The sequence below is a fragment of the Microbacterium sp. AC026 genome (assembly GCF_979258475.1).
Map to the genome: position 1 here is coordinate 1,534,480 of NZ_OZ409857.1, position 14,047 is coordinate 1,548,526.

The window sequence follows — 14,047 nt, forward strand, 5'->3', positions numbered from 1 at the left end:
TGCTCCATGACTCCGGAGACCAGGCAGACTGAGGGAATGACTGCCGCCGCCTTCGACCTCGCCGCCATCGGCGCCGGGCTCTCGTTCGCGGCCGCGCTGGACGAACTCGGGGGCGCGCTCGACGGGAGCGGATCAGTGGTCGTGAGCGCCCCGCCCGGCACGGGCAAGACCACTCTCGTGCCGCCGCTGCTGGCGTCACTGTCGTCCGGGCGCGTGATCGTCACCCAGCCTCGCCGCGTCGCGGCTCGCGCCGCAGCCCGCCGCCTCGCTCATCTCGACGGCTCGGCGCTCGGCACCCGCGTGGGCTTCACCGTGCGCGGCGAGCGCTCGGCAGGTGCGGCGACCCGCATCGAGTTCGTCACCGCCGGAGTGCTGCTGCGTCGCATGATCGACGACCCCGGCCTCGACGGTGTGGATGCCGTCATCCTCGACGAGGTGCACGAGCGCGCACTCGAGACCGACCTGCTGATCGGCCTGCTCTCGGAGGTCCGCGAGCTGCGCGACGACCTCGTGGTCGTCGCCATGTCGGCGACGCTGGATGCCGCGCGCATCGCCTCCGTCCTCGGCACCGACGACCTGCCCGCGCCGATCGTCGACCACGCTGTGCCGGCGTTCCCTCTCACCGAGCGCTGGGCTCCCAGCCCGACGCCGCGCCTCGATGAGCGCGGTGTCACCTGGGGCTTCCTCGACCACGTCGCACGCACGACGACAGCGGCCGCACTCGAGCTGGTCCGCGAGAACCCTCGGGCCGATGTGCTGGTGTTCGCCCCGGGCGCGCGGGAGGTGTCGGAGATCGCCCGCCGCATCCGCGATGCGAGCGCGGCGTTCGACGTGCGAGAGCTGCACGGTCAGATCCCCGCGGCGGAGCAGGATGCCGTGATCCGCGGGCGTCGACGGGATGAGCCTCCGCGCATCATCGTGACGACCTCGCTCGCGGAGTCGTCGCTCACCGTGCCCGGAGTGCGCCTCGTCGTCGACAGCTGTCTGTCGCGGCATCCGCAACGTGATGCCGCCCGCGGCATGACGGGTCTGGTCACGACTGCCGCGTCGCGCTCGTCATGCGTGCAGCGCGCCGGTCGCGCCACGCGCCAGGGACCGGGCGTCGTCATCCGCTGCGTCGACGAACGCACCTATGCGGCCGCCCCGGCCCGCCCGGCACCCGAGATCGCGGTGACCGACCTCGCGGATGCCGCCCTGCTGCTCGCCTGCTGGGGTGCCCCGGGTGCAGAAGGCCTGCGCATGCTCGACCCGCCGCCCCCAGACAACCTGGCCGATGCCGTCTCGGTGCTGCGCGGTCTCGGCGCGATCGACGACGAGGGCCGCGCCACGGCCGAGGGTCGAGCTCTCGCCCGGATCCCCGCCGACCCCCGGCTCGCCCGCGCTCTCCGTGACGGCGGCCCGGTCGTCGGCAGCCGTCTCGCCGCAGAGGTCGTCGCCGTGCTCGGCGGCGACCTGCGCATCGCCGAGGCCGACGTCGCACAGGCGCTCATCACCCTGCGCGGCGGACGGACACCGGACGCTCGCCGCTGGCGTGACGACGCGAACCGCCTCGAGCGCATGATCGCTCCGGCGCGGGACATGCGATCGGATCTCGACGGCGTCGGACTCGTGATCGCACTCGCGTTCCCCGACCGGATCGCGCATCGCGTCGAGCGCACCGCCGACGGAGCGGTCTTCCTCCTGGCATCCGGAACCCGTGCCGGAGTCACCGGCCCGCTCGCCGCAGTCGAGTGGCTCGCGGTCGCCGACGTCGCGCGGGCCACGGCCCGAGTGGCGGCCGGGTCAGGCGCGATCATCCGATCCGCGGCTGTGCTCACGGAAGCCCAGATGGAACGCGCTGCGAGCCCCTGCTGACCGACCGAGTCGAGGCGGAGTTCACGGGAGGTCGCGTGCAGGCGCGCCGTGAGCGCCGCGTCGGTGCGATCCTGCGTTCGTCCTCGCCCGTGCGCCCCTCTGCTCAAGAGGGGCGGGATGCCGTGCGCCGCGCGATCCTGCGCGACGGGCTCGGCATGTTCGCCTGGTCGGATGCCGCGACCGCGTTCCGACGCCGATTGGCCCTGCTGCGGCGAGAGCTCGGCGGCCCGTGGCCCGACGTGTCGGATTCCGGGCTGCTCGGCACTCTCGATGACTGGCTCGCTCCCGAGCTCGACACCCTGGCGGGCGGCACCCCCGCAGCGCGAGTGGATCTGTCCTCGGCTCTGCGTCGACTGCTGCCGTGGCCCGAGGCGGCGCGCCTCGACGAGCTCGCACCCGAGCGCCTCGCGGTGCCGAGCGGATCCCGTATCCGCATCGCCTACCCCGACCCGGACGACACCTCGGGACCCCCGGTCGTCGCTGTGAAGCTGCAGGAGTGCTTCGGCTGGGCCGAGACCCCTCGACTGGTCGACGGACGCGTGCCGGTGCTGTTCCATCTGCTGTCGCCCGCGGGGCGCCCTCTCGCGGTCACCGACGACCTCGCCTCGTTCTGGTCGGGCCCCTACGCCCAGGTTCGCGCGGAGATGCGAGGGCGCTACCCGAGGCATCCCTGGCCGGAGGACCCGTGGGCGGCCGTGCCCACGAAGCACACCAAGAACCGCGCCGCGCGCTGACCCTGCCTCACGCGGTGCGACGTCGCAGGGTCAGCGAGGCGAGGACGAGCGCTCCGACTCCGAAGGCGACGACGACCAGCAGGGGTCCGTACACGTCCCACCCCTCGTCGCCGGCCGTGACGGCGTTGATCGTGTCGATCGCATAGCTCAGCGGCAGCCAGTCCGAGATGGCGTACAGCACGTCGGGCATCTGATCGCGCGGCATGAAGAGCCCGCCGAGGATGATCTGCGGGAAGACGAGCAGCGGCATGAACTGCACCGCCTGGAACTCGGTCTGCGCGAACGCGCTCGCGAGGAGCCCAAGCGCGGTGCCCAGGAGAGCGTCGACGACGGCGACGAGCCCTAGCTGCCAGAGCTCACCCTCGACGTCGAGCCCGCAGACGCCGACCGCGAACGACACGGTGATGATCGCCTGCAGCAGCGCCATCAGCCCGAACGCCAGGGCATAGCCGAGAATGAAGTCGGCCTTGCCGAGCGGAGTGGTCATCAGACGTTCGAGGGTGCCGGAGCGTCGCTCCCGCAGAGTGGTGATCGAGGTGATCAGGAACATCACGATGAACGGGAACAGCGCGAGGATCGCTCCCCCGAACTGATCGAACACGCCGTCCTGATCGCTGAAGAGCCACGCGAAGAGTCCGACCAGCAGGCTCGGCGCGATCAGCATCAGCGCGATCGAGCGAGGATCGTGCCGCAGCTGTCCGAGCACCCGGGCGGCGGTGGCGAGCATCCGACCGCCGTTCATTCCGAGGCCTCCCGCCGTGCACGCCGGGTGCTGCCCGCCGCTGGACCCCCGGTCGCTCGGCTGTCCCGCTCGATCAGGGCGAGGAACGCCGCCTCGGGCTCCGTCGTGCCCGTGTCGGCGAGGAGTCCGGCTGGGTCCGTGTCGGCGATGATCCGCCCGCCCCGCATCAGCACGAGCCGATCGCATCGCAGCGCCTCGTCCATCACGTGACTCGAGACGATCATGGTGACGCCGCGCGCGGCGAGGCCGCGGAACAGGTCCCACAGTTCGGCGCGCAGCACGGGGTCGAGGCCGACCGTGGGTTCGTCGAGGACGATGAGCTCGGGGGATCCGATCAGTGCCATCCCCAGCGAGATGCGCGTCGCCTGGCCACCGCTGAGCGAGTCGACGAGCTGGGCGGCCTGCGCCCGAAGCCCGACCTCGTCGAGCACCCGGTCGACGTCGCCCTTCGGTGCTTTCAGCACCGCCGCGAAGTACGAGAGGTTCTGCCGGACGGTGAGATCGCCGTACACGGCGGCACCCTGTGTTCCGTACGCCACCCGATGCCGCAGCCGCGGCGATCCGCCCGGTTCCCCCAGCACCGTCACCATGCCGGCGGTGATCCGCTGCACACCCACGATCGAGCGCATCAGCGTGGTCTTGCCGCATCCCGAGGGACCCAGCAAGCCGGTGATCTCGCCCCGGGGGATCACCAGGTCGACACCGTCGAAGACCTGCGTCCTTCCGCGTCGCACTCGCAGCCCCGAGATCTCGACCGCCGCTTTATTCATCATGTGATGAATTATCCGCCGCGCGAGTCGCGGGGTCAACGGGCACTCGTGCGCGGAACCGAGGCGCGATGCAGGCGGCAGTGCGGCGCGTGGCCCGCGCTATTCGAAGAGGTAGCGCTGCACGGTCGGTCCGACCCGCGAGACGATGTCATCGACGGATGCCGAGGCGATCGGCGCGAGCCGCAGCACGTAGCGCGTGAGCAGCAGGCCGGCGATCTGCGAGGCGACGAGTGTGGCACGCAGCTCGGCATCCGCGACGCCGAGCGTCTTCGCGATCCGGCCGATGAGTTCGCGCGAGAGGAACCCCGCGAGAAGGGGCGTGGTGAGCCGGCTGCCGATCGCCGTCCGAATGAGCATGACCCCGCGGCGACGGATGTCGGGCTGCTCGAAGGCCTCGAGCACGTACCGCACGAGACGCTCGCCGACGGCGTCACGCGGACCCGCGACGATGGCCGGCACGTCGATGTCGGGGCGCAGCGGAATGCCGACCGCCTCAGCGAAGAGGTCTGCCTTCGTGCCGAAGTAGTGGTGCACGAGCGCCGAGTCGACGTCGGCACGAGCCGCGATCGAGCGCACCGTCGTGCCGTCGTATCCGTGCTCGCCGAACTCGTCGACTGCGGCGGCGATGATGCGTTCGCGCGCATCGGACACGCCACGCGGACGCCCGCGCTTCTTGGGCGCACGCTGCTCGGTCATGGCGCCAGCCTACGACCAGATCTGCGCGCTCCCCTCAGTCGAGCAGATGCCGCAGGTACCGCGGCGGGTCCTGCAGGAACGACCGCCAGTGGTTCACCAGCTCGAGGTCGTTCCACTCGGCGGGACGGATGCCCCACTCCCCCACTTCGAGGATGCGAGCTCCCGGCAGCGCGGCGAGCACCGGCGAGTGCGTCGCGCACAGCACCTGACCACCGTCGTCGACGATGCGCTGCAGCACCGCGATCAGGGCGAGGGTGGACTGGAACGAGAGCGCTGCCTCTGGCTCGTCGAGACAGTAGAAGCCGGGTTCATCGAATCGGCTGTCGAGCAGAGCGAGGAAGGACTCGCCGTGGCTCATCTCGTGGAACGCCACGTCGCCCCTCGCGGAGGGATTCTCTTCGAGGTAGGTGTAGAACGAGTGCATGGTCTCGGCTCGCAGGAAGAATCCCCAGCGGTTGGCTCCGACTCCGCGCTGCAGCTGCAGCCACTCCGACAGCGGCGACTCGCTGGGGCGCGTGCTGTGCATCGCCTGGCGGGACCCTCCCTCGGGCGAGAGCCCGTAGGCGACGGCGATGCCCTCGACGATCGTCGACTTGCCGCTGCCGTTCTCGCCGACGAGGAAGGTCACCCCGGGAGCGAGATCGATGCCTTCCTCGAGCACCTGGGCGACGGCGGGAATGGTGGTCGGCCACACGCGGCCGGAATCCGGCGCGTCACCATTCGCGCGCACGGCGACGATGGGCTGCTCCCGCCGCCTGCGACTGCCCGGGGTCCAGATCGATTCCATGCGCGCCTCCTCAGAGGAGGCTATCCGCAGCCGCCGACGCGCCCGGAATGACTCAGCACTCGATGACGTTAACCGCGAGACCACCCTCGCTGGTCTCCTTGTACTTGGTCGACATGTCGATTCCGGTCTGGCGCATCGTCTCGACCACCGCGTCGAGGGAGACATAGTGGCTGCCGTCGCCGCGCAGCGCCAGACGGGCGGCCGTCACCGCCGTCGACGCGGCGATCGCATTGCGCTCGATGCACGGAATCTGCACGAGGCCGCCGATCGGGTCGCAGGTGAGCCCGAGGTGGTGCTCCATCGCGATCTCGGCGGCGTTCTCGATCTGCCGGTTGGTGCCGCCCATCACGGCGGTGAGCCCTCCGGCAGCCATCGCGCAGGCCGAGCCGACCTCGGCCTGGCAGCCGCCCTCGGCCCCCGAGATCGAGGCGTTGGCCTTGAACAGCGAGCCCAGCGCCGTGGCCGTGAGGAGGAACCGACGGATGCCACGGCGGCGGTTCGCGTCGGCGACGGCGTCGTCGTCCTCGGCCTGCGCCGCCTCGATCGCCCGCGTGCCGTCGAAGCCGAGCAGCGCACTGCCGACGAGTTCTCCGTACGGCGTCACGGCATTGCCCGCACCGAGGCCCGAATCCGCCAGGAACCGCCACCAGTACATCGCGACGGCGGGGAGGATGCCGGCCGCGCCGTTGGTCGGCGCCGTGACGACGCGACCGCCCGCCGCGTTCTCTTCGTTGACCGCGAGCGCGAAGGCACCGAGCCACTCTCCCGGCAGCTCGCGATGACCGTCGGCCTCCGCCTCCTCGAGCTGCGCGCGGATCATGCTCGCCCGCCTCTTGACCTTGAGCATCCCCGGCAGGACGCCGTCCGAGTGCAGTCCGTTCTCGACGCACGCAGCCATGGCGTCCCAGATCGCATCGAGTCCGGCGGCGACCTCTTCTTCCGAGCGCTCAGCGGTCTCGTTGAGTCGCGCGATCTCGGCGATCGACAGTCCGTGCTCGTCGCACAGTGCGAGCAGCGACGCGGCGTCGGCATACGAGTAGGGCAGTGGGGCCGAGGCGAGCTTCGCCTCCTCGCCGTCCCGGCGGATGAACCCGCCGCCGACGGAGTAATAGGTCTCTTCGGCGACGACACCGCCGGCATCGTCCCGGGCGGTTATGGTCATCGCGTTCGGATGACCGGGCAGCCGGGTTCGCGGCTCGAAGACGATGTCGGCCTTCGAGAACGGGATCTCATGGACCCCGTCGACGCGCACCGTGGCGCCGTCGCGAAGGTCGGTCCAGGCGGCGCGCACGTCGGCCGGGTCGCAGCTCTCCGGCGACAGCCCGCGAAGGCCCGCGACGACCGCATCCGGCGTGCCGTGACCGATTCCGGTGGCGCCGAGAGAGCCGTACAGCGTGCATCCGATGCGTGCGACGCGATCGAGAGCTCCGGACGAGCGCAGGCGCTGAGCGAACGCGAGGGCCGCCCGCATCGGCCCGACCGTGTGGGAGCTCGAGGGGCCCACTCCGATGGAGAAGAGATCGAAGGCCGAGACGTACGCTGTCACCTCCTCAGCCTACGTCGTGCGCAGGAAGACGGACGCTCCGGAGGCTGTCGTCAAGGCCCTTCTCGCCTCGCAGCCGCTGACGGATGCTGGGGGTGCACTCGATGCGAAAGGGACGATCATGACGAACAGCACGCCCGAGCAGGACCCGACCTCCGGCCTCGACCCCGAGGCCCAGACCCCCACTCCCACGCCCTCGTCCGGCGATGCCGGCGAGTTCAAGGATCCGGCGAACACCGCCGAGAAGCCGGCGGAGGCGGAGTCCCCCGAAGACGCGGATCCGTCGGAGGTTCCGAGCAACGACGAACTCGAAGAGCCGAGCACCGAGAAGGAGCCCTCGGAAGAGCCCAAGGCTCCGTCGCGAAACGACCCCGAGCCCGACCATGAGGCGGTCGGGATCGGGGTCATCGACGGTCCGGAGACCGACGAGGGCGACTGAGCGACTCCTACCTCGCTCGACCACCCCCGCTTCCGTCGCGATGCACCCTGCGACGGGAGCGAGTTCGGATGCGGCTATTCGACGAGCTTGCCCTCGGTGTCGACCTCGCGCATGAGCTCGGCGATCTCGGCGGGGATCTCCGGGATCGACTCGCGCGTGACTCCGCCGGTCAGCGACCAGACGAGGTTGACCTGCAGCGTCGGGTCGGTGTCGGGGTAGTCGCTGCGGTTGTGACATCCGCGCGTCTCCCGACGCTCCAGCGCAGCCTCGAGAGTGGCTCGCGCGGCGAGCGCCGATGCCTTGAGGTCGAAGGCATGCGCGAGATCCTGGAATCCGGCGATGTCCGGGTGGATGCCGATGTCCTCCATCCGCCCCTCGATCATGTCGAGTTCGGCGAGGCCGGCACGGAGTCCGTCCTCCGACCGCACGACACCGGCGTGCTGGGTCATGGTGTTGCGGATCGCGCGCTGCAGGGCTCGCACATTCTCGCGACCGTCGGCCGTGAGAAGGTCATCGATCTCGGCGCGGGCCTGGGCGACCGCGTCCGCCGAGCGGCGCTGAGCGTCGAGCCCCGCGGCATGCGCCATGGCCGCCTGCCCGACGATGCGCCCGTAGACGAGCAGCTCGATGAGCGAATTGCCGCCGAGGCGGTTGGCTCCGTGCAGGCCGCTCGATGCCTCGCCGATCGCGTAGAGCCCGTCGACGTCGGTCTGGTGGTCGTCGGGACGCACCCACACGCCACCCATCGAGTAGTGCGCGGTGGGCGCGATCTCGATCGGATCGGTCGTGATGTCGAGCATCTGCAACTCCATCATCGTCTGGTAGACGCGGGGCAGACGGGTCATGATCGTCTCACGCGGCAGATGCGAGACGTCGAGCCAGACGCCGCCGTTCTCGGTGCCCCGCCCTTCGGCGATCTCGGTGTACGCGGCGAGCGCGACACGGTCGCGTGTCGAGAGCTCCATGCGCTCAGGATCGTACTTCGACATGAAGCGCTCACCGAGGGCGTTGCGCAGGATCCCGCCCTCGCCGCGGGCCGCCTCCGAGATCAGGGTCCCGGCGGCGTTCTCGGGCTCGATGATCCCGGACGGGTGGAACTGCACGAGCTCCGGGTCCCGCAGGCGGGCGCCCGCATCGACCGCGAGCCGGAACGAGTCTCCGGTGTTCTCGTCCCGTCGTGACGAGGTGCGGCGCCAGATGCGGTTGTGCCCGCCCGCGGCGAGGATCACGGCATCCGCGTGGATGAGGTAGCGCGTGCCGTCCGACTGGTCGAAGCCGTAGGCGCCGAAGACGACGTTGTCGCGCACGAGCAGACGCGTGATGTAGACGTGGTCGAGGATCGGCACTTCGAGCTGTTCGGCCTTCGCGACGAGGGTGCGCTGGATCTCGAGACCCGTGTAGTCGCCGGCGAAGGCCGTGCGACGGAAGGTGTGCGCCCCGAAGAACCGCTGCGAGATGCGGCCGTCGTCCTCGCGGGCGAAGTCCATGCCCCAGCGCTCGAGATCCCGGATGCCGCGCTCGGCCCCCTGCGTCACGATCTCGACCGTGTGCGGGTTGGCGAGCAGGTAGCTCTCCTTGATCGTGTCGGCGGCGTGCTGCTGCCAGCTGTCGGCCTCGTCCATGGTGCCCAGCGCGGCGTTGATGCCGCCGGCGGCGAGAGGTGTGCGCGTCCTGGCGCGGGCGCTTGCCGACGGCGAGGACGTCGATGCCGTGCTCGGCGACCTCGATCGCCGCCCGCAGCCCGGAGCCGCCGGTGCCGATGACCAGGACCGTGGTGGAGATCTGACGTTCGCGAGTGCTCATGCCTTCCACGCTAAGTACGGTGTCCCGATAACTCCAATGCATTGTTCTACTGGTATCGATACACTGAAAACATGAACCTCGAGCAGCTCCGCGGGTTCGTCGAGGTCGCCCGCCTCGGCCATTTCACCCGCGCCTCCGAGCACCTGCACCTCGCCCAGCCGTCGCTCAGCCGACAGATCTCGACACTCGAACGCGAGCTCGGCGCCGAGCTCTTCCACCGGGCGCGCGGGCACATCGGACTCACCGCCGCCGGAGAGGCCCTGCTCCCCCGCGCTCAGCGCATGCTCGCCGAGTCCGACGCGATCCGCGAGGAGATGGCCGAGCTCGCCGGACTCCGCCGTGGCCGCGTGCGACTCGGCGCACCGCCCACCCTCTGCATCAGCCTCGTCGCCGAGGCGATCAGCACCTTCCACGCCGCCCACCCGGGCGTCGACCTGCACCTCACCGAGAGTGGGTCGAGGCTGCTCGTCGATCAGCTGGCCGTGGGTGCCGTCGACATCGCGCTCATCACGGAGTCGGAAGGTCCGCCGCCGTCGGGCTTCAGCCTGACGCGCATGCCGCTGCTGACCGAAGAGCTGGTGGTCGTGTCCGCGGCATCCGAGCCTCCCGTCTCGACCTCCACGGTGATGAGCCTCGCCCACCTCGCCACCCTGCCGCTGATCGCGCTCGACGAGACCTATGAGCTGCGGGCGACGACCGATGCGGCCTTCCGCTCGGCAGGGCTGACCCCGAACTTCGTCCTCGAGGGCGCCGAGATGGACGCGCTGCTCCGCTTCGTCGAACGAGGCGTCGGCGTGGCCGTGGTTCCGGCGATGGTGCTGCTCGATCAGCCGGCGCTGCGGTCGGTCAGGATCTCGCACCCGATGATGAGGCGCACGGTGAGCCTGGCCCACCGTGCGGACGTCACGCCGGCCGTCGCGGTGGCCGCGATGCGTCACGTGATCGTCGGCACGGCCGCTGAGGTCGCCCGCCGAGACCCTGCCATCACGAGCCTGCTCGACTGAGGTCGCTCAGGCGTCTTCGTACTCGTCGGGAGACCACTCGTCGCGCCAGTCGATGATCGGCCGGTCGCCCTCGAATCGGATCGGCAGCCAGACGTAGTCGGCGATCGAGGTGTCGACGTAGGCGAATTCCTCCATCGGCTCGTCGCCGTCCTTCCCCGGTGCGAAATGCTCGATGAACGCCTGTCGCGCGCGGTCGCCGTGCTCGAGATACCGCGGCAGCCACCGATCGGCGACGGCGATATAGAGGTCCTTCTTTCCTGGATGCCGGAACACCGATGAGATCTGGGAGTGGAACGAGGTGCGCGACTCGTCGCCCGGATGCAGGTCGCCGAGCACCTCGAACGGACCGTGATAGCTGCGCGCCACCGCCGATTCGGACGGGTTCGGGTAGTACCCCGTGGTGCCGGAGGTCAGCAGGTAGTGCAGTCCGCCGCGCTGGAAGTGCGCCGGAGCCTCGCGCACGTACGGCGGCTGCGGCTGCGGGAAGTGGGTCGAGTAGTACCCGGTGACATCGGTGTAGTCGCTGGTGAGGTCGGCGCAGATCATCTCGGAATGCACCCGTTCGAAGTAGTAGTACCCCTTGCCGTCGTGCGGATCGACGACCAGATCGAAATCCCCGGCGCTCATGTCGAGCGGACGCAGCCAGGTGCGCTGGATCTCGTACGGACCGAGGATACTGTCACTGGTGAGCACCGTCGAGCGCTGCACCGATCCCTTCGTCATGACCTTGACCCAGCACACGTACGTGCGGGTCTCGGCGTTGAAGATGATGTGCGGTCGGTCGAGCCCCTGAGTCGGATGCAGCGGTGAGGACTCGTCGTCCTCGTTCGGCGGGATGATGACACCCCGGTCGTCCCAGTTCACGAGGTCGTTCGACGAGTAGCACCGCACTCCCCAGTGCCAGATCCCGCTCCCCGGCGTCGAGAACTCCTTGTTCTCGCCGTACCAGTAGTGCACGCCGTCGACGGTGATGACGGATCCGCCGTGGGCGTGGATGCGCTCGCCTTTCGTGTCGAGCCACACCTGCCCCGGCCGGATGTGCTGCTGAGTCATGCTGCTCCCTCGGTCTCGAGAACGGGCTCCGGTCTGCGCCAGCCGAAGAACGGCCGTTCGGGGTCGTCCTCCACGGCGCGGAACGTCGTGGTGAACGAGTGGCGCCCGGGGCCGACGGGGATCTCCTCCGCGGATCCCGGAAGAACGAGCACGCCGACGGATGCCGCGGGCACCTCGACGTCGATGGACAGGCGCTCGCCGTCACGCCGCCACGCGATCGACGCCGTGCCGCGAACGCTGTCGTACCGCGCACTCGCGTGCTCGAGACGACCGCCCGGCTGCGGCTCGAAGCGGATCCTCTCCCACCCGGGCGCATCCGCCGCGAGCCCCGCGACCACCCGGTGCAGGAAGTCGGCGACGGCTCCGAGCGCGTAGTGGTTGAACGACGTCATGTCGCCGGGGTTGATGGATCCGTCCGGCAGCATGCTGTCCCAGCGCTCCCAGATCGTCGTCGCGCCCATGCTGACCGGATACAGCCAAGACGGCAGCTCGTCCTGCAGCAGCAGGTGATAGGCGTAGTCCATGCTTCCCGCGCGCACCAGCGCATCGCAGATGATCGGGGTGCCGACGAAACCGGTCGAGATGTGGAAGCCGCCCGCTCCGACGAGCTCCTGCAGCCGGGAGCCGGCCCGCCGCACCTGCTCCTCGTTCTCGAAGAGCTCGAACACCAGCGCGACGGCGATCGACGTCGGAGTGTCGCTGACCACGCGGCCGCTGTCGCTGAGGAACTCATCCTGGAAGGCCCGGGACGCTCGTTCGGCGACACCGCGATAGTGCGCGGCATCCGCCTCCTCGCCGAGCAGAGCAGCAGCGTCGGCCACGATGCGCGCCGTGCGCACGTGATAGGCGGTCGCGACCAGGTATTTGTCGGTGTGGGACTTGCCGGGGTCCTCCGGTGGTGCGGTCGGGTCGAGCCAGTCGCCCAGCTGGAAGCCGGTGTTCCAGAGTCCTGTGTGATCGGTGAGCTCGTCGACCAGGTCGACCCAGGCGCGCATGCTCGGGTACTGGTCGGAGAGGATCCGGATGTCGCCGTCGTTGCGGTACATCTCCCACGGCACGATCACGGCCGCATCGCCCCACGCGGCCGTCGGGAAGTTCGGGAAGCCGCACTCGACCCATGGTACGAAGTTGGGTACATGCCCCTGATCAGCCTGCTCGACAGCGAGGTCGCGCAGCCATCCGGTGAGAGTGCCGTGGGCCGCGAACAGGCGCAGCGCGGTGGGCGCGAACACCTGGATGTCGCCGGTCCACCCCACGCGCTCGTCACGCTGCGGGCAGTCGGTCGGCAGATCGACGAAGTTGTCGCGCATGCTCCACACGACGTTCGAGTGCAGCCTGTCGAGCCCGTCGTTCGACGACTCGAACCAGCCGGTGCGCCGCATGCCGGTGTGGATCACCACCGCCTCGACGTCTCCGTCGCGGAGCTCGCCCGGCCAGTTCTCGAGCTCGGCGTACTGGAAGCCGTGGATCGTGAAGCGAGGGGTGTAGATCTCCTCACCCGAACCCGCGGCGGTGTAGCTGTCGACCGATGTCGCCGCCCGGAGCGGACGGATGCCGAGTTCGCCGTTCTCGATGACCTCCGCGTGGTGGAGCGTCACGGTGTGACCGGCATCCGCTCGCACCCGGATACGGAGCACCCCCGAGATGTTCTGACCGAAGTCGAGACGGATGCGGCCGCTCGGCTGACGCTCGACCGTGACCGGGCGCAGCGTCTCGGTCTCCTGCACCGACAGAGCGGTCGGCGGTTCGATCGCCGCCGGGAAATCGGTTCGGGGCAACATGGCCGCCGGACTCCAGGTGGAGGCGTCGAATCCCGGCGCGGACCAGCCGCCCTCCGTCAACCGCGCATCGAAGCTCTCGCCCTCATACAACCCGACCGCGGTGATCGGCGACGGCGCCGTGAGCCACTCGAGGGACACCTGTCGAGTGACACCGTCCGCCGTGGTGACCTCGAGCTGCGCGAGCAGCGCGACATCCGATCCGTAGATGTCCCACACGCCCCCGTCGAACCCGATGTGACCGCGATACCAGCCGTCGGCGAGCCATGCGCCGATCACGTTCTCTCCGGCACGAAGCGCCGCGGTGACGTCGTGCGTCTGGTAGCGCAGACGATGGCCATAGCTCGTCCACCCCGGTGCGAGCACGTCGTCCCCGACACGCTCACCGTTGACCTCGAGCTCGTACACGCCGTGCGCCGTGGAGTGGATCCGGGCCCGCACGATGTCGCCGGGCAGTGCACCCTCGGCGATGGCAGCCCGCAGCAGATACGCGGGCCGCGGTGCCGTGCGGTCGGCCACGACCGAGGGCGAGGCGAAGTCGACCTGCCAGTCGTCACCGAGCCCGGACTCGATCCGCACCGGTTCGCTCCAGGGGCCGGAATCGAGGGCGCGGATGCGCAGGTCTCCCCCGGCGCGTGGCGCGAGAGGCGCGAACGGCCAGGCGACGCGCTGCGTCGACGTCGTGCGCTCGGCGCGCACCGTTCCGTCGTCGGCGACGAACTCCAGTTCGAAGGCGTCTGCCGCAGCATCCGCCACGAAGGAGATCCGCGGTTCGGCTTCGCCGATGCCGAGGGTCTTGCCTCCGCGCCTGTTCTCCAGCCAGATCTCGATGATGTTCGTCATG

Annotated in this window: 9 protein-coding genes and 2 pseudogenes; 3 read left to right on the forward strand and 8 right to left on the reverse strand. The window is 69.9% G+C overall.

Annotated elements, in window-relative coordinates:
- Positions 1 to 6 precede the first annotated feature (6 nt).
- Positions 7 to 2,588, forward strand: a pseudogene (gene hrpB, locus ACZZ93_RS07730) (ATP-dependent helicase HrpB).
- Positions 2,589 to 2,595: 7 nt separating this feature from the next.
- Here hrpB and ACZZ93_RS07735 read toward each other — a convergent pair.
- The 5 genes from ACZZ93_RS07735 to ACZZ93_RS07755 form a co-directional block, all read right to left on the reverse strand.
- A complete protein-coding gene (locus ACZZ93_RS07735) occupies positions 2,596 to 3,330 on the reverse strand; it encodes an ABC transporter permease (protein ID WP_320490879.1) in 735 nt (244 codons plus the stop codon).
- Positions 3,327 to 4,100, reverse strand: coding sequence for an ABC transporter ATP-binding protein (locus ACZZ93_RS07740; RefSeq protein WP_463511731.1), 774 nt, complete (start codon positions 4,098 to 4,100; stop codon positions 3,327 to 3,329). The genes ACZZ93_RS07735 and ACZZ93_RS07740 overlap by 4 nt, the downstream gene beginning before the upstream one ends.
- Positions 4,101 to 4,199: 99 nt before the next feature.
- The gene (locus ACZZ93_RS07745; protein WP_320490876.1) at positions 4,200 to 4,796 is read right to left on the reverse strand and encodes a TetR/AcrR family transcriptional regulator; all 597 of its coding nucleotides are present in this window, start codon (positions 4,794 to 4,796) and stop codon (positions 4,200 to 4,202) included.
- A gap of 34 nt (positions 4,797 to 4,830) precedes the next feature.
- Positions 4,831 to 5,583: an AAA family ATPase gene (locus tag ACZZ93_RS07750; protein ID WP_463510796.1), complete on the reverse strand. Its 753-nt coding sequence runs from the start codon at positions 5,581 to 5,583 to the stop codon at positions 4,831 to 4,833.
- Positions 5,584 to 5,635: 52 nt separating this feature from the next.
- Positions 5,636 to 7,129 carry an L-serine ammonia-lyase, iron-sulfur-dependent, subunit alpha gene (locus tag ACZZ93_RS07755; RefSeq protein ID WP_072590750.1) on the reverse strand — a complete coding sequence of 498 codons (1,494 nt, stop codon included), beginning with the start codon at positions 7,127 to 7,129 and terminating at the stop codon, positions 5,636 to 5,638.
- 118 nt (positions 7,130 to 7,247) lie between these two features.
- Between ACZZ93_RS07755 and ACZZ93_RS07760 the strand changes: the two genes are divergently transcribed.
- On the forward strand, positions 7,248 to 7,565 hold the full coding sequence (locus tag ACZZ93_RS07760) for a hypothetical protein (RefSeq protein ID WP_072592208.1): 318 nt from the start codon (positions 7,248 to 7,250) through the stop codon (positions 7,563 to 7,565).
- Between the two features lie 74 nt (positions 7,566 to 7,639).
- On the opposite strand, the pseudogene ACZZ93_RS07765 reads toward ACZZ93_RS07760, so the two are convergent.
- Positions 7,640 to 9,368 (reverse strand): annotated as a pseudogene (locus ACZZ93_RS07765) (L-aspartate oxidase).
- A 71-nt stretch (positions 9,369 to 9,439) separates the two neighbouring features.
- On the opposite strand from ACZZ93_RS07765, the gene ACZZ93_RS07770 reads away from it, so the two are divergent.
- Positions 9,440 to 10,372 (forward strand): LysR family transcriptional regulator, encoded by a 933-nt coding sequence (locus ACZZ93_RS07770; RefSeq protein ID WP_056276933.1) that lies wholly within the window; start codon positions 9,440 to 9,442, stop codon positions 10,370 to 10,372.
- Between the two features lie 6 nt (positions 10,373 to 10,378).
- Here ACZZ93_RS07770 and ACZZ93_RS07775 read toward each other — a convergent pair whose 3' ends face one another.
- Both ACZZ93_RS07775 and ACZZ93_RS07780 read right to left on the reverse strand, forming a co-directional pair.
- Positions 10,379 to 11,425: a family 43 glycosylhydrolase gene (locus ACZZ93_RS07775; RefSeq protein ID WP_463510797.1), complete on the reverse strand. Its 1,047-nt coding sequence runs from the start codon at positions 11,423 to 11,425 to the stop codon at positions 10,379 to 10,381.
- On the reverse strand, positions 11,422 to 14,046 hold the full coding sequence (locus ACZZ93_RS07780) for a family 78 glycoside hydrolase catalytic domain (protein ID WP_463510798.1): 2,625 nt from the start codon (positions 14,044 to 14,046) through the stop codon (positions 11,422 to 11,424). Before ACZZ93_RS07780 ends, ACZZ93_RS07775 begins: the two co-directional genes overlap by 4 nt.
- Position 14,047: the final 1 nt, after the last annotated feature.